This window comes from Pseudomonas izuensis (assembly GCF_002356535.2).
In the GTDB taxonomy this organism is placed as follows: Bacteria; Pseudomonadota; Gammaproteobacteria; order Pseudomonadales; family Pseudomonadaceae; genus Aquipseudomonas; species Aquipseudomonas izuensis.
Genome location: NZ_AP017423.2, coordinates 2,293,817 through 2,314,808, shown reverse-complemented (window position 1 = coordinate 2,314,808; position 20,992 = coordinate 2,293,817). Strand labels below are relative to the sequence as shown.

The window sequence follows — 20,992 nt, the reverse complement described above, 5'->3', positions numbered from 1 at the left end:
TACAGTTTTCCCTCGCCATTTTGCTGCGGCATGACACTGGCACAGATACACAAACACTTGGCAGGCAGGGCAATTCCCGAGTTGGACGGGCGAGGCACTATTCACTGGTCAGAATCTGCCCACTCACCCGCGATCCGCGTTACCAACAATTCAGGAAGTTCCCCTTATGCGAACAAACAGGATCTCCGTACAGTCAGTGCTAGGCCTGAGCCTGCTTGTACTTGGCTTGAACAGTGCCCGTGCGGACCTGCCCGCCGACACTATCGGCCAGACCACCTTGGCATTCCCCGCTGAACCGCACCGGGCATTCGTCGTCGATGTCGAGTTCGACAGTTTCGTCGCCGGTCGCATCACCGTGGTCGACCCTGACCAGAAACGCGTGCTGGGTATGGTGCCGACCGGTTTTGCCGCGCCTTCGGCCCTGAGCCATGACAAGAAGACCATCTACGCCGCCGACATCTGGTACTCCCGTGGCACCCGCGGTACTCGCACCGACGTGCTCACCGCGTGGGACAGCTCGACCCTGTCGCCGGCCTGGGAAGTGCTGATCCCGAACAAGCGCGCCGAGTCCCTGACCCAGCGCTACGGCCTGAAGACCAGCGGCGATGACCGTTTTGTCTACGTCTACAACTTCACCCCGTCGACTTCGGTGACCGTGGTCGATACCCAGACCAAGGCCGTTGCCACGGAAATCGCGATTCCGGGTTGCGTGCTCAACTACCCGATCGGCAAGCGCAAGTTCGCCTCGCTGTGCGGCGACGGCAGCCTGCAAGTGGTGACCCTCAACGACGAAGGCAAGGAAACCGCGCGCAGCCGTACGCCGTTCTTCGACCCGAACGCGGAAAAACTGGTGGAGCGCGCGGTCAACGTCGGCGACACCTACTACTTCACCACCACCACCGGCACCGTGCGCGCCGTGGACTTCAGCGCCGATGCGCCGAAAATCCTGCCGAGCTGGTCGCTGGTGACCGACGAAGAGAAGAAGGCCGGTTGGGCACCGGGCGGCTGGCAGCTGATGGCCGTTGCGCCGAAGCTGAACCGCTTGTACGTGCTGATGCATGACGCTCACGAACCGATGAAGTGGGAAGACCCAAGCACTTTGATCTGGGCCTTCGACCTGAAGACCGGCAAGAAAATCGCCACCCTGGAAGCCCCGGCCCCGATCTGGAGCATGCAGGCCACCGGCGACGACAAACCCCTGTTGCTGGGCGCCGATGTCGAGGGCGGTTTGCAGATCTTCGATCTCAAGACCAACCAACACACCGGCGCCATGGCCAAGGTCGCGAAAACCGCGACTCAAGTCATGAGCTACTAAACGAGATTCGGCCATGCAATCAGATCCGATCTTCATCATTGCCAGCGCCATCGCCATCGCGGTGCTGCTGGCCAGTGCCGCGACTCACAAGGTGCGGGCGCCGGCGCGCTTTCGCAAACAACTTGGCGACTATCAGTTGCTGCCCGATGCGCTGGTGCGCCCGGTCGCCCGACTGATTCCGCTGCTGGAACTGGCCATTGCCTTCGCGTTGCTGGTGCCGGTCAGCCGGCACTGGGCGGCGTTGAGCGCCGCCAGCCTGTTGGCGCTGTATGGCGCCGCCATCGGCATCAACCTGTGGCGCGGTCGTCGCGACATCGACTGTGGCTGTGCAGGTCCCGACCAGGCGCAACCGCTGCGCCCGGTCCTGCTGCTGCGCAACAGCACGCTGGTGGCACTGGCGTTGGTGGCCAGCGTGGCACCGGCTGCCCGCGACATGAGTGCGTTCGATGCCTTCGTGACCCTGGCCTCCGCCGCCGTCACATTGCTCATCTACGCCGCGGCCGATGGCCTGCTGGCGAACTCCCCTCTTCTGCTCAAATTGATTGGTAGGTAATCAAAATGGAAGGCTTGATAGTTTCCAATGTTCTGCTCTGGGTATTGCTGGTGGCCGTGGCGTTCGTCGTCATGGGCCTGGTGCGTCAGATCGGCGTGCTTCATGGTCGCCTCGCCCCGGCCGGCGCGCTGATGATGGACAAAGGCGTGGCTGTCAACGAAGCCGCACCGCAAGTGACCGCTGCCGATCGTAATGGCCGCCCGGTGAACTTCGGCTATGCCGGTGAAAAATCGCAACTGCTGTTCTTCCTCTCGCCGACCTGCCCGATCTGCAAATCGCTGCTGCCGGCGATCAAATCCATCGCCAAGGAACAGGCCGGCACCCTCGACGTGGTGTTTGTCAGCGACGGCGACATGGACGCCCAGCAAGCGCTGATCCGCGAACACAAACTGGAAGACGCCACCTACGTGGTCGGTCCGGAAGTGGGCATGACCTACCAGATCGGCAAGCTGCCGTACGCCGCCCTGATCGACAAGTCCGGCACCCTGCGCGCCAAAGGCCTGGTGAACTCCCGCGAGCACCTGGACAGCCTGTTTGAAGTGGAACACCTCAAGCACGCCACTTTGCAGCAGTACCTCAACGCTCAGCCGCAAGAGCATAACCCTCACAACCATGACCACAGCCACGGCCATAGCCACTGATAAGGCAGGGAGACCTTCATGAAACTGCTGGATCTGTTGTTCGAGCGCTCCTCGCGCCGTGTTGCCGATACGACTTCGCGCCGCAAACTGCTGGCACGCATGGGCTCGCTGATCGTTGCCGGTGCCGCTCTTCCCGTGCTGCTGCCGCTGGACCGTACCAGCAAGGCGCTGGCCGCCACTGACCCGAAAGCCGGCGACCCAGGCGATCCGAACACCTGCGACTACTGGCGCTACTGCTCCATCGACGGCTTTCTGTGCAGCTGCTGTGGCGGTTCGGTGACCTCCTGCCCACCGGGCACCGAGGCCTCGCAAGTGACCTGGATCGGCACCTGCCGCAACCCGGCCGACGGCAAGGACTACATCATTTCGTACAACGACTGCTGCGGTAAGCAAAGCTGCGCCCAGTGCGCCTGCACCCGTAACGACAGTGAAGAACCGGCCTACCGCCCGTTCAACAACAACGATGTGAACTGGTGCCTGGCCGCCAAATCGCACATCTACCACTGCACCGTTTCGATCATTCGTGGCGTGGCGGTTTAACGCGTTACTGCCGGTTGCTTCGGTAACCGGCATTTTTTCTTTTCTGTAGGAGCGAGCTCTGCTCGCGATGGACGCAAGGGCGCCGCGCTCATTCAGACGGGGCGCGTTATCGTTGACGACCATCGCGAGCAGAGCTCGCTCCTACAAAGGATCGCCAGCAGAGGTTTATATGCGTCGGTTGCTCTTCCTCGGCCTCATCTGCGTTTTGGCCACCCCGCTCGTCCACGCCCGGGCCATCCCCAATCCCAACCAGCACCACGCACCGGGAAACGAATCGCCGCAAACACCCATCGCACAGGCCAATTACAGCGTTGGGGTGAACTACCAGTTGCAATGCGCCGGCTGCCATTTGGGCGACGGCACGGGTTCGGCCGCCAATGACACACCACGGATGAAGGGCTTTGTCGGCAACTTCCTGAAAGTCCCCGGCGGTCGCGAATTCCTCGTGCGCGTGCCAGGCATGTCGCAGTCGGCGCTGAATAACGCGCAACTGGCGGACTTGCTCAACTGGCTGATGCGCGAAGACGGCATGGCGGGCGCGAGCATGCCCGAGCATTACCAGCCTTACACCGCCGAAGAGATCACGGCATTGCGTGCCACCACCATGCTCAACCTGCCCGGCACCCGTGCCGGGTTGATCAAGGAAATGCGCGCGCAAGGCATCGCCATCGACGACGGCATGAACTACTGAACGGCCATCAGCCTGAGTTGGCGATACGCGTGCACCAGTTGTTCAAGGCTGAAGGCGCGATTTCGTCCGCTCGGGTTGGGCAGGACCCATACGACGGCATTGCCGAAGGTTTTTGCCTGTAACCCCCACGCCACCTCTCGCTGCCCCGAGAGCGCCGAGTACGCCGCCTTGCCGAGAAACGCGACGCAGCGTGGCGCATAACGGGTGATCTTGCGTTCGAAATCCCCCGCCACCGCGATGAATTCATGCTGTGATAGCTGATCGGCCCGCGCCGTCGGTCGCTCGACCACGGCAGTCAAGCCACATTGATATTGCAGAATTGTCCGGTCATTTTCCGGACACAGCTCGATGGGCGTAAACCCGGCCAGATGCAGGGTGCGCCAGAAGCGATTGCCACGCCCGGCAAAATGATGGCCCTGAGCGGCAGCCATCACCCCAGGATTGATGCCACAAAAAATCACCGCCAGCTGTTCGGCCAGAATGTCTTCGAGTCCTTCGCTCACATCGACCTCAGCCGCCGCAGATCACATTGACCGCATTACGCGCGAGCTCGCTCAGTTCTTCACGCGGTTTGCCCGCCCGCGCACGGATCGAAATGCTGTGCAGCAGCGATGAGGCGAGTACGGCCAGCGCGCCAACGTCGACATCGCCTTTCAACTCACCGGATTCGCTGGCCGTTCGCAGGCGCACTTCCAGATCGGCGTCGAGCCGGCTGAGCCGGTCTGACAGCACCTCGCGTATCTCAGGGTCCTCGACCGCCTCGGTGGTCGCCGTGCCGATGGCGAAGCAGCCACGCGGCTGGCCTTCGCCAGAGAAGTAGATCGACAACTGCCCCTCATACAAACGTATCAATGCTTCGCGCAATGGCAGGTCGTTATCCATCAGCGCGGCCTGCATATCGGCGGCGGCGATCTCCCAGTACTGCTCGAGCGCCTTGATGTACAGCGCATGTTTGTCGCCGAAAGCGGCGTAAAGGCTGGGGCGATTCATGCCCGCAGCGGTGGCGATGCTGTCCAGGGACGCGCCGGAATAGCCGGTGCTCCAGAACACATCGAGCGCTTGCAGCAGCGCGGTTTGCGGGTCGTAGGCGCGGGGCCGGCCGCGGCCTTTGCCCTCTGTAGCTTTATTTTGTGCCATGTCGTACAAAATCCTTGTGGAAGGGTGGGTACGGGGATATTCTTACACCATCGCACAAAATTAAGGAACCAGAAGTTCCTGAATTTCACGTTTGTTGAAGCGAAGCTCGAACCGGGTATTGCGGCGACGAAACAAGCGAGGCGGAGCAACCCTCCTCACCGCGCACGGGTTTGCTTTCTCACAGCAATTATTCGTTTTGAGGTGTATTCGTCATGACCAAACAGTTCGACATCCCGGCTTCGCAGACTTTCGAGCACCCTGAGCGGATCAAGAAGCCGTTCAAGGAAAAACTGCGCCCATGGCTGATGTTCGGCGTGCCTGCCCTCGCCGCCGTTATCGGCTACACCAAATACGTGGCGGGTGAACCCTTCGTCACCACCGACAACGCCTACGCCCGGGTGGCCAAGGCCTCGATCAACGCCAGGATTTCCGGGCAGGTCGTGGACATTGCGGTCGAGGACAATCAAAAGGTGCACAAGGGCGATGTGCTGTTTCGCATCGACCCCAAGCCGTTGCAGATCGCCATTGACCGTGCCCAGGCCCAGCTCAGCGTCGCGCGGTTGCGCATCGATGGCCTCAAGGCCAGCTACCGCCAGCAACAGGCGGAATTGCAATCGGCCAAAGAGTCCGCCGACTTCGATCAAAAGGAATTCGGCCGCAAGAAAGCGCTGGTGGCGACCGAGTTCGTGTCCCGTGCCATTTATGAGCGCTCGGAAACCGACATGAAGATTTCCCGGCAGCGCATCGCCTCGATCGAACAACAGATCGCCAGCACCGTAGTGGCCTTGAACGGCAACCCGAACATCGAAGCCGACAGCCACCCGACAGTGCGCGAGGCCAAGGCGCAGCTGGACGAGGCGCAGTTGTACCTCTCGTATGCCACGGTTTATGCACCGGCCGACGGCACCGTCGCCAAGGTCGACGATTTGCAGGTGGGCAACTACCTCAATAACGGCGCACCCGCCTTTGCGCTGATTTCCGATCACGAAATCTGGGTCGAGGCCAACTTCCGCGAAACCCAGGTCACACACATGCGTGCGGGCCAGGAAGCGACCATCAGCATCGACACCTACCCGGATCGCGTGTTCAAGGCCCACATCACCAGCATGAGCCCCGGCGCCGGCTCGGACTTCTCCCTGCTGCCGCCGGAAAACGCCACCGGCAACTGGGTGAAAGTGGTCCAGCGGGTACCGGTGCGTCTCGAACTGGATGACATGGACCCTTCCCTGCCGCTGTTCTCAGGCACCAGCGCCACCGTGAAAGTCGACACAGGCCACCGCACGCCGTGGTGGAGTCCGCTCAAATCGCTGTTGACCGCAGGTAACTAGTGATGAACGCCAACACAACTACAGATACAGGTGCCGCAGGCTCGCTCAGGTTCGCCGTTCTGTTGGCGACCTGGATGCAGTCGGCCAACCTGCCGCTGCCGAACGCGGTACTGCGGTTGATTCAAGGCTCGCTGTCGATGACCGACGACCAGGCCGGGTGGATCTTCACCGCGTACCTGGCGGCCAGCGCCATCACCCTGCCGATTGCCCAGTGGCTTGCCGCGCGTTTTGGCTTGAAGCGGGTGTATCAAGCCGCATTGGCCTTGTTCATGCTGGGCCTGGTGCTGGCCACGGTGTCCACGACGCCGCTGGAGTTCATCGGTGCCCGCATCATTCAAGGCCTGGCCGCCGGTGTGTTGGGGCCGCTGTCGATGGGGATTGCCCTGGAGACGCTGGCACCGGAAAAACGCATGAAATTCGGCGTCACCCTGACAGCGGCGGTGCTGCTGGGCATTGCCACCGGCCCGGCCATCGGTGGCTGGATCGCCGAGCATTTCGACTGGCGACCGATCTTCTACATCAGCTTGCCGCTGTCGGCCTACATCTTCATGGTGATTGCGCTGTTGCTGGCCGAGAAGAAAGCCGACAAGGCGCCGACCTACGACTTCTTTGGCTTCACCAGTTTCACAGTGGCGATGATCAGCCTGCAAATGTTGCTCGACCGTGGCGAACGCATGAACTGGTTCGACTCGCCGGAAATCTGGATCGAAGCGCTGGCCTGTGGACTGGGGCTGTATCTGTTCTTCGTCCACGTAATGACGCGAAACGTGCATTTCTTCAACAAGAGCCTGCTGCGCGATCGCAACTACGTGCTGTCGACGCTGATCTTCTTCGCCATCGGTTTCGTGCTGCTGTCGACCATGGCCCTGACCTCGCCGATGCTCGATGAAATCCTCGGCTACCCACCTGACACCACCGGCGCCCTGACCCTGCCGCGTGGCGCGGGCATGGTGGGCGCGTTCCTGCTGACGATGCGTCTGCCGGAGCGTTTCGACCGCCGGTTGTTCGTGGCCATTGGCGTCGCCCTGGTGATCTATGCCAACTGGCTGATGCTCGGTTACTCACCGTTGATGGACTGGCCGCCGGTGGCGATTGCCGGCGCGCTCCAGGGGTTCGGTATCGGCATGTCGATGGCGGCGCTGGCCAAGGTCGCGTTCAGCACCCTGGCCCCCGCCCTGCGCCCGGAAGCCACCGGCCTTTATAACCTGTTGCGTGCCTATGGCAGCACCCTGGGCGTGGCGATTGTGCAGATCTACTTCTTCAACAACACCCAGGCGATGCATCAGGCACTGGGCGCCAATATCACGCCCTATCGCGGCGCGGCGTCGATGTCCTTGCCGGCCCTGGAGGGGATCAACCATTTGGTCACCCACCAGGCCGCGTTCATCGCGGTGATCGACCAGTTCAAGATTCTGATGGTGGCGATGCTCGTCGTGAGCCCGCTGGTTCTCTTTCTTCGCAAACCCGCTGCGACTAACTAGCTTCGTGGAGTGTGCCAAATGAAATCCAGTCATCTGTTCCAAACGCCATTCCCCGCCAAGCTCAGTGCCCTGTCGGTGTTTGTGTTCCTCGCTGCCTGTACCGTCGGCCCGGACTTCAAAAGCCCTGACGACAGCACGTCACAGCACTATGACCAACAGGCCGAGCAACGCCTTGGCCAAAGCGGCGAGCAGCACATCCAGTTCGGCAAGCACATCACCGGCCAGTGGTGGTCGGCGTTTCGTTCGCCCAAGCTCGATCAGGTCGTGCGCCGTGCCATCGACGGCAACCTCGAACTGGTCGCCGCCGACGCCACCATCCGCCAGGCGTCCTCCTCCGTGGCCGCAGCCGAAGGCGCGCTGTATCCGCAGGTCGATTTCGGCGCCGCCGCCGGTCGTCAGCGAACGCATAACGCCAAGGATCCTGCGATCAACAACTTCTATGCAATCGGGCCACGGGTCGGTTTCGACCTGGATGTGTTCGGCGGCAACAAACGCCAGGTCGAAGAACAGCAAGCCTTTACCGATCTGCAAAAACGCCGTTATGACGCGGCGTACCTGAAGCTGACCAGCGATGTGGCCAGCCAGGCATTGCTGGTGGCTTCGGCCAATGCGCAGATACAGGCCGTGGACAAACTGCTGGCCAACGACAGCAAGAACCTCGAGCTGGTGCGTGCCGCGCATATCAATGGCACCACCACGCAGATCGACGTGTCGCTGGCCGAAACGCGACTGGCCCAGGACCGCACCCTGTTGCCGCCACTGGCCCAGCAGCGTGATGCAGCGAGCCATGCGCTGTCGATCCTGACCGGCAAAGGTCCGGCGGACTGGATCCCCCCGCCGTTCGACTTGGCCGACTTCACCTTGCCGGCCAATGTGCCTGTTAGCCTGCCCTCGGAGATGGCCCACTCCCGGCCGGACGTGCAGCAAGCCGAGGCCGAGCTGCATATCGCCAGCGCCGCCGTGGGCGTGGCAACCGCCAATCTCTATCCGAAGGTGACGCTGTCGGCGTCGCTGCTCCAGGCCGCTTCCGGCAATGGCGGCGCGGCGCTCTGGGGCTTCGCGGCGGGGATCACCGGGCCAATCTTCAACGGCGGCACGCTCAAGGCCGAACGTCAGGCTGCCGTCGAGGGTTACAACGCAACGCTGGCCGGCTACCAGCAGACCGTCATCAGCTCGTTCGGCCAGGTCGCCGACACATTGCAGGCCATCAACCATGACGCCGAGGAATTCCGGGCTCAGGAAGACGCATTGCGCGCTGCCGAGACCAGTTCGCGCCTGAACCAGCAGGCCTATGCCCAGGGTGAAAACAGCATCCTTCAGGTGCTGGAGGCTGAACGGGCTTATCAGCAGGCGTTGCTGGGCTACATCCGGGTGAAGACCTCACGGTATCTCGACACGGTGCAGTTGTTCGTGGCGCTGGGCGGGAATTCGGTCGGGGTGTTCGATCAACAAGTGGCCAGTCGCGAAACACGCAACCCATTGTAGGAGCGAGCCTGCTCGCGATGGACTCACGAGCGCCGCGTTCTTTCAGAGAACCGGCGTCATCGTTGACGACCATCGCGAGCAGAGCTCGCTGCTACAGAGGCTTTTCAGAACCTGAGTGGAATCCAGACATGTCCTACGAACCGATCTTCGATGAACTTGCCGACACCCGATTTACGCTGAACAACGGCTCGGGGAATTTGCCCGCCGTTGGCTTCGGCACGTTGTTCGAGAATCCTGCTGTGACCACCGAGGTGGTCACCCACGCATTGCAAAACGGCTACCGTCATTTCGATTGTGCCGAGCGTTTCCGCAATGAAGAACAGGTTGGCATTGCCCTGCACGCGTTTATCGAAGCGGGCAAGGCACGGCGCGAAGAGGTGTTCATCACCACCAAACTGTGGAACACGAACCATCGTCCGGAGCGGGTGTTGCCAGCCTTCGAAGCCAGTTGCCGACGCCTCCAGGTGGATTACATCGATTGCTACCTGATCCACACTCCGTTCGCCTTTCAACCCGGAGACGATCTGTACCCCCGGGACGTGTTCGGCCATGTCCTCTATGACTCGGGCGTGACGTTGATCGAAACCTGGCGTGCACTCGAAGGCCTGGTGGATGAAGGCCGCTGCCGGTCCATCGGCTTGTCCGACATCACTCTTGAGGCGCTGAAAGACATCGTGGCCGTGGCGCGGATCAAACCTGCCGTGGTGCAAATCGAATCCCACCCTTACCTGCCGGAATGGGAACTGCTCGAATTTTGCCGGCAGCACGGAATCATCGTCGTGGCCTTTGCCCCCCTCGGGCATGGCATGGCACCGAACGTGCTGGAAGAACCGGTGATCACCGGCATCGCCCGACGCTTGCAAAAGACCCCGGCACAAGTCGCCCTGGCCTGGTCGGTGCAACGCGGCGTGGCGTTCCTGACCACCTCGGCCACCCTGAGCCACATTCAGGAAAACCGGGACATTTCGACCTTGCCCCACCGCGCCATGCAGGAGATCCGCCAGGACATCAGCACCCGGGTGCGCTTCAACTCGGTGGTTGAAACCGGTGTCCCCGTATTCATTCCCCAGCAAAAGTGATACCTGAAACCGGAGCGGCTCTTTACACAGCCGCTCTTTTTTTGGCCTGGCGAATCATTGTGCCGGCCAACCCCTTATAATTTTTGACTGACCCACTGAGGTGACACCGATGGATGTTTTCCAGACCATGCGTTTTTTCATGGCGGTCGCCCAGAGCGGCAGCTTCACGGCCGCAGCCGATCTGCTGGACACCTCCACGACCAACGTGTCCAAAGCCGTGTCGAGCCTGGAGAGCAGGCTGCAGACACGCCTGATCAACCGCACGACCCGGCGCCTGGCCTTGACCGAGGCGGGTGTACGCTATTTGCAGCGTTGCGAGAAAATTCTGGAGGAGGTGCGCGAAGCGGAAGAGGAAGCGGGTACGGCGCAGGTCAACCCTGTTGGCCGCTTGAAGATTCACGCAATGTCGGCCATCGGCAATCATTACGTGATCGATGCCATCGCCAGTTACCGAGAGACGCATCCCTCGGTCTTGTTCGATTTGACCCTGACCAATCGGCTGCCCGACCTGCTAGAAGAAGGCTATGACGTGTCGATCGTATTGGCGCGAGACCTGCCCGACTCTGGATTCGTCGCCCAGCGGCTCGGCATCACCTATAGCATTCTCTGTGCTTCGCCGACGTATCTTGAGAAACGCGGAATACCCGACACGCCGGGCTCGTTGGGTGCACATGATTGCCTGAGACTGGTGAACACCGTCATGCCGGCTGAACACTGGGTGTTCGAAGGGCCCGAAGGCATGGAGACTGTCAGCACCCCGGCATCGCCATTTCACGTCAACACCGCCGATGCCATGACCACCGCCATCACCCGTGGCATGGGGGTCGGGATTCAGCCACTCGCCTCTGCCGTTGCCGGCCTCAAGGCGGGAACGTTAGTGCGGGTACTGCCCGAGTATCATTTTGAAGAGCTGAATTTGTTTGCGATCTATCCGTCACGAAAATTCGTCGATGCAAAAATAAAAACCTGGGTGGAGTTTCTCAAGGACTACATTCCCGGGTTGCTGGCTGCCGATGAAAAAATCGCTCGTTCGTCATAAACCGTTCGGGATGGAGTGTCGACCCTCCACCGTCCGCACAGCACTCAACCGTTCGAACATCCGCTGCCCAGCACCTGATACTGCAGGACATGGCGTTGACCCCGAGAGTCTTCATAAGTCATTTGCGCCGGGACCGGCCCGCATTCGTTTGGTACATCGCTGACGGTAATGACCTTCTTGATGTCCAGGTTCGAGCCGTAGGTGTAGGTCTCGATCGGTGTTTTGTTGGCGGGTGCCTTGGCCTGGCTTTCTTCGGCAAAGGCTTGTGCGCCGATACAACTGAGCGCGAGAACAATCGCAATTTTTGAAATGTTCATGGTATTCACCGTCTCGTTGGAGTTTGGGCCTTGTGAACCGCTTGCGCAGGTTCATTCGGTAGAGACGATGCTAGGGGTTTGGGTCGGGGGTAAACAGCGCCGGGCGGGATAAACACTGTTGCCAAAACAAGGAGGAATGCAAGCTTCCGATCGTGCAGATGCGCCCAGTACAGATGTGGGAGCGAGCCTGCTCGCGAAAAGGGCATGCCAGTCAACATTGATGCTGAATGACACACCGCATTCGCGAGCAGGCTCGCTCCCACAAAAGGCACCATTACAGCTTTCGATCAATAAGCCTGTGCCGCAGTAAGCGAACCCGCCTTGACCACAACCGATTCACTCCCGCGACGCTCACCCTGCCCCGCCAATCCATCCAGCGCAGGCGTCCACGCCGGCACGCTCGGCATTTCCTTGCGCAAGCTATGAATCAGTGTGTACGACATCACCAGCAGCAACATGGCAATCGGCAACCCCGCCGCAATGCTCGCCATCTGAATGGCTTTCAACCCGCCGGCCAACAACAGCCCCGCCGCAATGGCCCCCTCCAGAATGCACCACAGCAACCTGATCCAGTTCGGCGGATTGGTGCTGCCCAATGCACACAAGGTGCACAACACCTGGGTTCCGGCGTCCGCCGTGGTGACAAAGTGCACACCGAGCAGGACGCAGACCAGAATCGAGAGTGCGGCGCCAATGGCTTTGCCATCGAGCGATTGCAGCAACGTGAACATGGCAGCGGTGGTTTCTTTCTTGGTGGCCAGCAGTACCGTGCCGCCTTCGAACTTCGGCTGCTCTTGAGTCACGCCTTGAGTCGCGACGGACGCCTGGTAAGCCTGTCGGTCAAGTTGTTCATTCTTCAGCGCCGCGCCACCGAATACGGACATCCACAGAATGGTCACCAGGGTCGGCACTACCAGCGCCCCGATCACCAGTTCGCGGATGGTGCGGCCCTTGGAGATGCGCGCAATGAACAACCCCACGAAAGGCCCCCAGGTCATCCACCACGGCCAGTAGAACGCGGTCCACCAGTTTTGCCATTCGGTGTCTTTCTGCGTGTCCATCCAGAAACTCAGGCCGACGATGTTTTGCACATAGTCGCCGGTAGACTCAAACATCAGATTGAGAATGTAGCGAGTCGGACCAATGGCAAGCACCGCCAACATCAATATGAAGGACAAATACATATTGAGGGTGGAGATACGCTTCATGCCTTTCGACAGTCCGGCAAGTAGCGAGATACAGGCCACAACACTGACAAACAGAATAATCGACAACTGCAACCCGACACTCACCGGAATACCGAATACTTGATGTAACCCGGTGTTGATCTGAACAACACCCAGCCCCAAAGACTGGGAAACACCGAAGGCGGTAATAACAACACCCATGATGTCGACAACATGCCCGATCCATCCATAAATACGGTCGCCAATCAACGGATACAGCAGCGAGCGCAGTGCCAGTGGCAAGCCTTTACGGTAGGCAAAATAAGCGAGGCTCAGGCCGATCATGGAGAAGATCGCCCACGGATGCAGACCCCAATGGAACAGCGTGATACGCATGGCCAGGGTGGCGGACTCATCCGTCAAACCCTTGGAGAACGGGTTGTCGGCGTAATGCAGCATGGGTTCGGCCACCGACCAGAAAATCAGGCCGATGCCCATCCCGGCACTGAACAGCATCGCAATCCATGAGGCGAAACTGAACTCGGGCCGGTCATGTTCGGCGCCCAGTTTAAGATTGCCGAAACGGCTGATGGAGATATAAAGCAGTACACCAAGCACGCCGCTGATCAGGGCGATGTAATACCACTTGAAGTTATGCAGGATAAACACCGAAGCCATTTCAAAGGCCTTGGATGCCTGTTCATCTTTAAAGGCACAAAACAGAACAAAGGTGACCACCGCCAATATGGAAGCGACTGTCACATTCGGATTCAAGCCTTTCAACATGCCGGATTGCGCACGCATTGTTTTCCCCTTTTGTTTTTGTTTAAGGGTGTAGTTACTGTTCCGCAGGATGTTTGCCGCCGGGTATCGAATGACACCAGAGCGCTTTATCCGCAGGTTATTCCGGACTATCTCGGTTTTGGCAGCATCGCCAAGATGATTGAAACCTGACCACCGCTCAAACCATTTTTAGTCACCGACTCATGAGAAAAACGCATTAATAAAACCAGCTGCAACCTTGTAGGAGCGAACTTGCTCGCGAAAAACGCCCAGACAACGCGGTCCTACAGACAGCCCTCGTTATCGTTAACGACCATCGCGAGCAAGCTCGCTCCTACAGCTGGCCATCCCGTTGGGTGTCACCGGGTGATGAAGCGGCGCATCCTTTTGCAGGTGCTTGCCGGAGATTTTTTTCTGACCCACGAACAGCGCAAGCATCAGTGCGCTGCCGGCGTAGAAAAAGTAGAAACTCGGGGCCCCGAGATATTCCATCAGCGCACCCGCGATCAACGGCCCGATACAGGCGCCGACGCCGAAGGTGATCAACAGCATGCCGGAGAGCGATACGCGCAACGGCGGCTCCATCTTGTCATTGGCCAGTGCCACCCCTAACGGATAAAGGCAGAACTGCAGGAAGCCGATGCCCGCGCCAAACCACAGCAAGGTGGCAAACGAAGGGGCTTGATCGAACGCCAGCGGCAGGCTGACGACGATCAGCAACACTGCCACGGCGCGGATCAGGCTGGCGCGGGGCAAGCGATCCGAGAGCCAGCCCAACGGCAACTGCGCCAACAACCCGGCACCGATGGTCAATGCCATGAACTGACCGACCTGCGCCGTGCCCAGCCCCTGCTTGCTGGCATAGATCGCGGCCAGTCCGTAGAAGCTTCCATTAATCATCCCGGACACCAGAATGGTCACCAGCGACTGCGGAATCCGCCGCAGAAACAATCGCAGGTCAATGGATGCCGCCGGCACCGCTGTGGGGTGCGCGCTTCGGGTCAGCGCCACCGGCACCGAACAGAGGGCGAACACCATGGCCACCGCGAGCAGCGCACGGATGCCCAACCCTTCATCGAGACTCAAGGCCAGTTGGCCGAGCATCATGCCGACGTAACTGGCAACCATGTACAACGCCAGGACACCGCCGCGCTGTTCAGTCCTGGCCCGGTCGTTGAGCCAGCTCTCGATCACCATCAACTGGCACATCATCGCCATCCCGACCAACGCCCGCAGCACCAGCCACAACGGCAGCGACATGCTGAACTCATGGGCCAATACCGCCGCGGCAATGACGCCAGCGCAGGCCGCATAGGTTCGAATGTGCCCGACCTGCGCGATCAGGCTGCGCCCGACCCACCCGCCCAACACCATGCCCAGGGCATTGGCGGCCATCAACGCACCGCCCGCCGTTTCCGCCGCCCCCGATCCATTGAGGCGCAGTGCCAGCCAGGTCATCAGCAAGGTCGATCCCAGCTGCATCAGCAAGCTGGCCAAATAGAGCGCGCCGAACGTCTTCGTCAGTCCAAACACGGTGCTGATTCCCAAAAATGAGGAAGCGAAACCCGAGGCGTTCAGCCTCAGGTCGTAGGTTCAGGCCAAACCGTGGAGCGCTTTCCAGTTGCCCGGATGCACCACATAGCCGAACAACGCATGCCCGCCGTACACCAACTCGGTTCCTTCGGGAATCCACAGCAACTGGCCCGGCGTGACCTGGTACAGCTCATCGCCGACCTGCAATTCAAAGCAGCCTTCGATCACGAAAATCACTTCGTCATACAGCACCGTCCAGGCCACTTGCGCGCCTTCCCAGCGGGCAAAGCCGACGCCGATGTTCGGCGAGATTTCATTGCTCAGGGCCCGGGCCACATAAGCGGCGCCGGGCGGGCCGCCGCGCAAGTTGAAGTCCAGATCCTGGTGGTCGATGCGCAGCACGCGCTTTTTTTCCGGTGCACTCATAACTCGCTCCGGCTGTTCCACGCCGCCAGGTGAATGCGCGAACGCACACCGAGGCCAAGGAAAGGCTCCGGTGGATTGAGCGACGGCATGCCGGTCACCGCACGAATGTCGTTCAACTGCGCCGAGTCCGCGCCCACCGCAAGATCCGCCAGCAAGGTGCCGGAAATCGTGCCCCAGGCCGCACCCACACCGTTGTCGCAGGCGGACGCATGGACGCCTGGCTCCAGCTCGCCGAAGAAGTTGGTGAAGTTACGCGAGATCGCATACACCCCGCCCCAGGTATGGCTGAACGGCACGTCGGCCAGTTGCGGGAACCGCGCCTTGAAGGCCTTGCGGTGCGACGCTCGAACCTTCAAGCGCATGCCGTCGCTGGTGCTGCGACCGTACTTGGGCACGTGCTTGTAGGTGTTGCGGATAATCAGCCGACGGTCCTGGGTCATGCGCACCGTCGTACCGGCGTGGTCCGCCGGGGTCAGGCCCCAGTCCAATTGACCGCCGTAGGTGGCCAACTCGGCATCGGTCAGCGGACGGGTCCAGCTGGCGAAGGTCATCACCGGCAGCAGGCGGTTGCGCAGGTAGCCGAACTCCTGGGTGAAAATGCTGGTGCCCAACAACAGTTGCGGAGTGCGGATCACGCCGTTGCTGCCATGCAGAATCCAGCCGCCGCGACCGTCGCGCTCCAGGCGCTGGATCGGCGACTCTTGCAGCAACTCGACGTTGCTTGGCAAGGTGCGGGCCAGGCCAGTGACCAATGCCGCCGGCTGCATCAGGTAGCAACCCGGGGTGTAGATCGCGCCGCTGTAATGTGACGTGCCCAGTACGCCGGCCAGCTCTTTGGGATCAACCCGGCGAAAGGGCTCGCCCAGATCGCTCATCAGCCGTTCGAAGTGGTCCAGGTAAGCCAGGCCGCGCGGGCCGACCGCCCCTTGGTACTTGCCGGCATGTGACCACTGGCAATCGATGTCATGGCTTTGCACCAGGCCCTGCAACTGCGAAATGGCCGCACGGTTGAGCGACAGCAAGCGTTGCTTGTGCGCCGGGTCCGGATGTTCCAGCGCGAACTTGTGCGGCAGGTCAATCACAAACCCCGAGTTGCGCCCCGAGGCGCCATGGGCGACCCGTTGCGCGTCCACCAGAATGATCCGCGCTTCGGGGTGATGCTGGGCCAGGCGACGGGCTGCGGCCAGGCCGGCAAAGCCTGCCCCCACCACCGCGTAGTCGGCCCGCTGCTCGCCGGACAAGCGCTTGCACGCCGGTTGTTCGGGCAGGGCTGCGTGCCAGCCGCAGCTCGCATCGTCATACGGCAAATTGATCGAATTTTTCATGATTGCGGCCTCAGGCGACAGCCTGCTGAGCGTTCTGACAGGACTGCAGCAATGCGCTGCGTTGCGTTTGTGCGTGGCGACCCAACAGCACGAAGCCATTGAGCCTGCCCTCGGCGTCATAGAACCCGGCGCTCAACCCGTCTGGCGTCGGCGTGCAGCGCCATTGCCCTTCACTGGCTATCGCCGGCGCCAACAGGCACAGCGGCGCGGCCGGTGTTTTCACCGTGACCGGCATCAGCGGGTAATCGACGGCGGTGGGCTGGCCGAGCAGGGTTTTGCTCAGTGCCTGGATGCCTTGGTTGATCGGCGCCAGATACGGCAACAACTGGCCGTCGATCTCAATGCAATCGCCCAGTGCGTAGATACCCGACACCGAGGTTTGCAGCTGAGCATTGACTTGGATGCCTCGGCCAACCGCGAGGCCCGCGCTCTCGGCCAAACTCAAATCCGGGCGCAGCCCGACTGCCGACAACACCAGGTCGGCCGCAAGAGTTTGGCCGCCCGCGAGTTTCAATTGATAGCCCTGCCCGCTCGACTCGATGGCCTCCACGGTGTTCTGCAGGTGCCACTTCACACCCAACTCACCCAGCGCGTTTTGCAGCACCTGTCCGGCCTCGATGGGCAACAAGCGCTCCATCGGCCAGCGGCCCAGACCGATGACATCCACGCTGAAACCGTTGTGCGCAAGGTCATTGGCAAACTCGCAACCGATCAGGCCATCGCCGAGAATGGCCACGCGTTGCACACCGGTCAGCCGTTCACGAAACCCGTGGTAATCCTGCAGGTTGTTGACGCTGAGCATCGCGGCCGTTTCACCTTCGATGGGCAGGCGAATAGGTTGCGCACCGCTGGCGAGCACCAGTTGGCCGTACTCCATTTCACCGAAACGGGTGCGCAGGCGTCGCTTGGAACTGTCGATGCCCAGCACTTTGCAGTGGGGATAAACGCGAATGTTCAGACGCTGTTCGATAGCCAGTGGTGATTCGCCGGACAATGCCTCGGCGCTCTTGCCCTGAGACAGTCCGATTGAAAGCGCGGGCTTGGAATACAGGTGCCCGGACTCCTGGGTCAGCACGCGGATCTCGACCTCGGCATCAGCCTTGCGCAGTGCCTGGGCCAAACCATAACCGGCATAACCACTGCCGATAATGACAATCGGCCCGCGCGGCAATGCAGCGACAACAGGCACCGCCAATGGCGGCGTGCTGACCGCCACAGCCGCTTCGGCATACTCACTGATATCGAGCATCTCGAAATCAGCCTTGCCGACGTGGCATTCCGGACAGATCCAGTCTTCGGGAACATCTTCCCAGCGCGTGCCGGCGAGGATCCCGTCCTCGGGCCAGCCCAGCGCCTCGTCATAAATCAGGCCGCAGACAATGCATAGCCAAGTCTTGAACATGCTGTTCACTCCCCAGCGATCCGGATCGCCACGTTTTTGGTGCGCACGTAGCTGTACAAGGCTTCCTGGCCCTTTTCCCGGCCGAAACCTGACAACCCGACGCCGCCAAACGGTGTTTCGATGCCACCGGCGTACCATTCGTTGACGAACACCTGGCCGGCTTTCAAGCGACGCGTGCAGCGCATGGCGCGGCTGATGTCCTGGGTAAACACCCCGGCCACCAGACCGAATTCGGTGCCGTTGGCGATGGCGATAGCCTCTTCTTCCGTATCGAACGACATGATCGCCAACACTGGCCCGAACACTTCTTCCTGAGCGATGCACATCTGCGGCGTGACATCGCGGAACACGGTCGGACGCATGAAGTGCCCGGCTCGATCCGCGAAGGCTTCGCCGCCGGTCACCGCTATCGCGCCCTCTTCGATTGCGCGGCGGCACAAGGCCTCGATGCCCGCCAGTTGCCCGGCGCTGACCACCGGTGTGAGGTCGGCGTTTTCCTGGCCAGTGCCAATGCTGAGCCCTTCGGCCATGGCCACCACCGCCTCGACCACTTCTTCATAGATCTCGCGCTGCACCAGCAGCCGCGACATCGCCGAACAGACCTGCCCGGCATTGAAGAAGATGCCCGACTTGACGCTGGCCAGCAGTTGCTCACGGTCGGCATCGGCGAAGGCAATCGCCGCCGATTTGCCGCCCAATTCCATTACGCCGGGAATCGCGTGCCGGGCGGCATCGCGCAGGATGGACTGGCCTGTTGGCACGGAGCCGGTGAACACGATCTGGTCGACATCACGATGGCTGACCAGATGCGAACCGACTTCGCGACCCCGACCGCAGATCAGATTGACCGCGCCCTGAGGCAAGCCGGCATTGGCGATGGCGCGGATCAGCACGCACATGCCCAGCGGTGAAAGCTCGGGGGACTTGATGACCACCGCGTTGCCCGCCGCCAGGGCTGGCGCCAGCGAGCGGGCACAGATCGACACCGGGAAGTTCCACGGCACGATCTGTGCCGAAACGCCCATCGGGTCGTACAAGGTAAAGTCCATGTACCCGTTGCCCAGCGGGATCGAAGTGCCCTCGATCTTGTCCGCCATGCCGGCGTAATACTCGAAGTAACGCGCCGCCTCGATGAACTCGTCCTTGGCATCGCTCAGGCGCTTGCCGTTTTCCTGGCACAACACCCAGGCACCTTCATCCGCCACGGCACGAATTTCTTCGGCGATGCGCAGCAACCAGGTGACCCGCTGCGCTGGACGCACCCGAGTCAACTCGCCGCTATCGGCGCAGCGACGGGCCGCCTGCACGGCGTGCTCGGCATCGGCCACGGTGGCCTGGGCGATGGTCGCCAACGGCTCGGCGGAGCCTGGGTTGTTCACTGTCAGACGCTGGACGCTATCGCTCCATTGCCCATCGATGTAGTTGAGCCAGTGAGAGGCTATCGGATACATGGCACTTCTCCTCAGGCCGACTGGGTGGTGGCGAGCAACTGACGTGCGGCCCACTGGTGGAAGAAGTGCGTCGGGATGTCCATTTCCGGGGAGAACGCGCCGCCCTTGTAGCCTGGGGAATGGCGACCTTTCTGCATGCCTTCGACCGAACTGATGTCTTCGGCGAACACTACTTTCCAGGATTCCAGGATGGCATCGCGGCAGGCGCTGAACGCTTCGCTGCTCGCCGCTTCATCGCCGACGTAGAACAGGCGCAGGTGCTCGATGGTGCGTCCCGGCGACACGGGTTCAAGTTGCATGGCGAAGGCGTGGTCGGCCTGGATGCCGAGCAGGACATTCGGGAAAAACGCGACGTATTCGGCATTGCGCAGACGGTCCAGCGGCCAGCTCGGGAATTTCGGCAAGTGAGTGCCGGCGACGTCCGACAGGTTGTAGGCGTAGCTGCCCTGACCCGAGAAGTGCTCGCCAACGATGATGTTGTAGTGGTCTTCCAGGCGCGAATAGGAGTTCAGGCTCGGGTGCACCCATGGCAGGTGATAGGCCTCGCAGTAGTTCTCTACTGCCAGCTTCCAGTTGCACTTGATGTCCAGGGTGGTGGCGTCATGGCCCGGGCGGCGGCTCAGCAGGCTCATGCCGTCTTCGCCCAGGAACTGGCTCCAGCGCGCAGTCAGCGGCGCGAGCATGTCTTCGAGTGGCTGTGCATCGCCGGACAGATTGATGAACACCATGTCCATCCAGATCGCACTGCGAATGGCTTTCAAGCCGTGTTTCTCACAGGCGAAACGCTCGTCCTTGTGCTGATCGATACCGCCTACGTGGGGCGTACCACGCAGCCCGCCGTTGAGGTCGTAAGTCCAGGAGTGGTAAGGGCAGCGAATGACGCCTTGCACCTCACCGGCCTCCTCCACCAGCTTCATGCCGCGGTGGCTGCACACGTTATGGAACACCTGAACCACGCCTTCGCGGTTGCGCATCAGCAGCAGCGGCAGGCCCATGAAGTCGACTGGCTTGACCGAGCCGGCCTTGCCCAGATCACTGGCAAAACCAACGCAAGCCCAGGTCTTACCCATGACCTGATCGCGCTCGAGTTCGAAGTAACGTTGTTCGGTGTAAAACTCGTTGCTCAGGCCGGTGGCTTCATGAATCGGATTGAGCACGGTTTCGAGGTGATGCACTGGAATTTGTTGGAGGGTGGTCATTATTGTTTTCCCCTGCTGGGCACGGTGTGGATTGTTCGGCAGGCTTGCTGGCCAGGTCCGCTGGCGGCAAGTTTCGGAAAACGGGGGGGTGTCGACAAACG

The 20,992-nt window shown here is 61.0% G+C and carries 20 protein-coding genes and 1 pseudogene; 10 read left to right on the top strand and 11 right to left on the bottom strand.

The features are described 5' to 3' along the window. Positions 1 to 166: 166 nt before the first annotated feature. From LAB08_RS10465 to LAB08_RS10445, 5 genes are all read left to right on the top strand, one after another. Entirely contained in the window at positions 167 to 1,315 is a 1,149-nt protein-coding gene (locus tag LAB08_RS10465; RefSeq protein ID WP_096512282.1) for an amine dehydrogenase large subunit, read from the top strand. Between the two features lie 13 nt (positions 1,316 to 1,328). Then, positions 1,329 to 1,868, top strand: a complete 540-nt coding sequence (locus tag LAB08_RS10460) for a MauE/DoxX family redox-associated membrane protein (protein WP_096512283.1) — start codon at positions 1,329 to 1,331, stop codon at positions 1,866 to 1,868. Between the two features lie 5 nt (positions 1,869 to 1,873). Next, positions 1,874 to 2,509 (top strand): methylamine dehydrogenase accessory protein MauD, encoded by a 636-nt coding sequence (gene mauD, locus LAB08_RS10455; RefSeq protein ID WP_096512284.1) that lies wholly within the window; start codon positions 1,874 to 1,876, stop codon positions 2,507 to 2,509. A gap of 18 nt (positions 2,510 to 2,527) precedes the next feature. Then, positions 2,528 to 3,049: a methylamine dehydrogenase light chain gene (locus tag LAB08_RS10450; protein WP_096512285.1), complete on the top strand. Its 522-nt coding sequence runs from the start codon at positions 2,528 to 2,530 to the stop codon at positions 3,047 to 3,049. Positions 3,050 to 3,218: 169 nt separating this feature from the next. Continuing rightward, the gene (locus LAB08_RS10445) at positions 3,219 to 3,740 is read left to right on the top strand and encodes a cytochrome C (protein WP_096512286.1); all 522 of its coding nucleotides are present in this window, start codon (positions 3,219 to 3,221) and stop codon (positions 3,738 to 3,740) included. Here LAB08_RS10445 and mug read toward each other — a convergent pair. Together mug and LAB08_RS10435 are read right to left on the bottom strand one after the other, a co-directional pair. Beyond that, the gene (gene mug / locus LAB08_RS10440; RefSeq protein WP_096512287.1) at positions 3,734 to 4,243 is read right to left on the bottom strand and encodes a G/U mismatch-specific DNA glycosylase; all 510 of its coding nucleotides are present in this window, start codon (positions 4,241 to 4,243) and stop codon (positions 3,734 to 3,736) included. The two genes, LAB08_RS10445 and mug, sit on opposite strands and share 7 nt — an antisense overlap. A gap of 7 nt (positions 4,244 to 4,250) precedes the next feature. Further along, positions 4,251 to 4,877: a TetR/AcrR family transcriptional regulator gene (locus LAB08_RS10435; RefSeq protein ID WP_096512288.1), complete on the bottom strand. Its 627-nt coding sequence runs from the start codon at positions 4,875 to 4,877 to the stop codon at positions 4,251 to 4,253. A gap of 212 nt (positions 4,878 to 5,089) precedes the next feature. On the opposite strand from LAB08_RS10435, the gene LAB08_RS10430 reads away from it, so the two are divergent. The 5 genes from LAB08_RS10430 to LAB08_RS10410 all read left to right on the top strand — a co-directional run bounded on the left by LAB08_RS10430 (position 5,090) and on the right by LAB08_RS10410 (position 11,289). Next, complete coding sequence (locus LAB08_RS10430; RefSeq protein WP_096512289.1) at positions 5,090 to 6,205, top strand: HlyD family secretion protein; 1,116 nt, start codon at positions 5,090 to 5,092, stop codon at positions 6,203 to 6,205. Positions 6,206 to 6,207: 2 nt separating this feature from the next. Further along, a complete protein-coding gene (locus LAB08_RS10425; RefSeq protein WP_096512290.1) occupies positions 6,208 to 7,686 on the top strand; it encodes a DHA2 family efflux MFS transporter permease subunit in 1,479 nt (492 codons plus the stop codon). Between the two features lie 18 nt (positions 7,687 to 7,704). Further along, complete coding sequence (locus tag LAB08_RS10420) at positions 7,705 to 9,171, top strand: efflux transporter outer membrane subunit (RefSeq protein ID WP_096512291.1); 1,467 nt, start codon at positions 7,705 to 7,707, stop codon at positions 9,169 to 9,171. Between the two features lie 128 nt (positions 9,172 to 9,299). Beyond that, positions 9,300 to 10,250 (top strand): aldo/keto reductase, encoded by a 951-nt coding sequence (locus LAB08_RS10415; protein WP_096512292.1) that lies wholly within the window; start codon positions 9,300 to 9,302, stop codon positions 10,248 to 10,250. A 109-nt stretch (positions 10,251 to 10,359) separates the two neighbouring features. Beyond that, a complete protein-coding gene (locus LAB08_RS10410) occupies positions 10,360 to 11,289 on the top strand; it encodes a LysR family transcriptional regulator (protein ID WP_096512293.1) in 930 nt (309 codons plus the stop codon). A 44-nt stretch (positions 11,290 to 11,333) separates the two neighbouring features. Here the strand turns inward: LAB08_RS10410 and LAB08_RS10405 are convergent, their stop codons facing one another. The 9 genes and pseudogenes from LAB08_RS10405 to LAB08_RS10370 form a co-directional block, all read right to left on the bottom strand. Beyond that, entirely contained in the window at positions 11,334 to 11,606 is a 273-nt protein-coding gene (locus tag LAB08_RS10405; RefSeq protein ID WP_172901617.1) for a DUF2790 domain-containing protein, read from the bottom strand. Between the two features lie 287 nt (positions 11,607 to 11,893). Continuing rightward, a complete protein-coding gene (locus tag LAB08_RS10400) occupies positions 11,894 to 13,576 on the bottom strand; it encodes a BCCT family transporter (RefSeq protein WP_254007513.1) in 1,683 nt (560 codons plus the stop codon). Positions 13,577 to 13,861: 285 nt separating this feature from the next. After that, positions 13,862 to 15,088, bottom strand: coding sequence for an MFS transporter (locus tag LAB08_RS10395; protein ID WP_172901618.1), 1,227 nt, complete (start codon positions 15,086 to 15,088; stop codon positions 13,862 to 13,864). Positions 15,089 to 15,148: 60 nt separating this feature from the next. Beyond that, positions 15,149 to 15,514, bottom strand: coding sequence for an ethanolamine utilization protein EutQ (locus tag LAB08_RS10390; protein ID WP_096512294.1), 366 nt, complete (start codon positions 15,512 to 15,514; stop codon positions 15,149 to 15,151). Further along, complete coding sequence (locus LAB08_RS10385) at positions 15,511 to 16,839, bottom strand: NAD(P)/FAD-dependent oxidoreductase (protein WP_096512295.1); 1,329 nt, start codon at positions 16,837 to 16,839, stop codon at positions 15,511 to 15,513. The genes LAB08_RS10390 and LAB08_RS10385 overlap by 4 nt, the downstream gene beginning before the upstream one ends. 10 nt (positions 16,840 to 16,849) lie before the next feature. Then, positions 16,850 to 18,088 carry an FAD-dependent oxidoreductase gene (locus LAB08_RS10380; protein WP_254007540.1) on the bottom strand — a complete coding sequence of 413 codons (1,239 nt, stop codon included), beginning with the start codon at positions 18,086 to 18,088 and terminating at the stop codon, positions 16,850 to 16,852. After that, positions 18,077 to 18,241: pseudogene (locus LAB08_RS30300) on the bottom strand (rubredoxin); the annotation flags it as partial. The gene LAB08_RS10380 and the pseudogene LAB08_RS30300, both read right to left, overlap by 12 nt. Positions 18,242 to 18,246: 5 nt before the next feature. After that, positions 18,247 to 19,692 carry an aldehyde dehydrogenase family protein gene (locus tag LAB08_RS10375; RefSeq protein WP_096512296.1) on the bottom strand — a complete coding sequence of 482 codons (1,446 nt, stop codon included), beginning with the start codon at positions 19,690 to 19,692 and terminating at the stop codon, positions 18,247 to 18,249. 11 nt (positions 19,693 to 19,703) lie between these two features. Further along, positions 19,704 to 20,891, bottom strand: a complete 1,188-nt coding sequence (locus LAB08_RS10370; protein ID WP_172901619.1) for an aromatic ring-hydroxylating oxygenase subunit alpha — start codon at positions 20,889 to 20,891, stop codon at positions 19,704 to 19,706. Positions 20,892 to 20,992 lie beyond the last annotated feature (101 nt).

Coding starts and splice junctions, on each gene's coding strand:
- LAB08_RS10465 (WP_096512282.1), top strand. CDS start 167: ATGCGAACAAACAGGATCTCCGTACAGTCAGTGCTAGGCCTGAGCCTG.
- LAB08_RS10460 (WP_096512283.1), top strand. CDS start 1,329: ATGCAATCAGATCCGATCTTCATCATTGCCAGCGCCATCGCCATCGCG.
- mauD (WP_096512284.1), top strand. CDS start 1,874: ATGGAAGGCTTGATAGTTTCCAATGTTCTGCTCTGGGTATTGCTGGTG.
- LAB08_RS10450 (WP_096512285.1), top strand. CDS start 2,528: ATGAAACTGCTGGATCTGTTGTTCGAGCGCTCCTCGCGCCGTGTTGCC.
- LAB08_RS10445 (WP_096512286.1), top strand. CDS start 3,219: ATGCGTCGGTTGCTCTTCCTCGGCCTCATCTGCGTTTTGGCCACCCCG.
- LAB08_RS10435 (WP_096512288.1), bottom strand. CDS start 4,877: ATGGCACAAAATAAAGCTACAGAGGGCAAAGGCCGCGGCCGGCCCCGC.
- LAB08_RS10430 (WP_096512289.1), top strand. CDS start 5,090: ATGACCAAACAGTTCGACATCCCGGCTTCGCAGACTTTCGAGCACCCT.
- LAB08_RS10425 (WP_096512290.1), top strand. CDS start 6,208: ATGAACGCCAACACAACTACAGATACAGGTGCCGCAGGCTCGCTCAGG.
- LAB08_RS10420 (WP_096512291.1), top strand. CDS start 7,705: ATGAAATCCAGTCATCTGTTCCAAACGCCATTCCCCGCCAAGCTCAGT.
- LAB08_RS10415 (WP_096512292.1), top strand. CDS start 9,300: ATGTCCTACGAACCGATCTTCGATGAACTTGCCGACACCCGATTTACG.
- LAB08_RS10410 (WP_096512293.1), top strand. CDS start 10,360: ATGGATGTTTTCCAGACCATGCGTTTTTTCATGGCGGTCGCCCAGAGC.
- LAB08_RS10405 (WP_172901617.1), bottom strand. CDS start 11,606: ATGAACATTTCAAAAATTGCGATTGTTCTCGCGCTCAGTTGTATCGGC.
- LAB08_RS10400 (WP_254007513.1), bottom strand. CDS start 13,576: ATGCGTGCGCAATCCGGCATGTTGAAAGGCTTGAATCCGAATGTGACA.
- LAB08_RS10390 (WP_096512294.1), bottom strand. CDS start 15,514: ATGAGTGCACCGGAAAAAAAGCGCGTGCTGCGCATCGACCACCAGGAT.
- LAB08_RS10385 (WP_096512295.1), bottom strand. CDS start 16,839: ATGAAAAATTCGATCAATTTGCCGTATGACGATGCGAGCTGCGGCTGG.
- LAB08_RS10380 (WP_254007540.1), bottom strand. CDS start 18,088: ATGCTCGATATCAGTGAGTATGCCGAAGCGGCTGTGGCGGTCAGCACG.
- LAB08_RS10375 (WP_096512296.1), bottom strand. CDS start 19,692: ATGTATCCGATAGCCTCTCACTGGCTCAACTACATCGATGGGCAATGG.
- LAB08_RS10370 (WP_172901619.1), bottom strand. CDS start 20,891: ATGACCACCCTCCAACAAATTCCAGTGCATCACCTCGAAACCGTGCTC.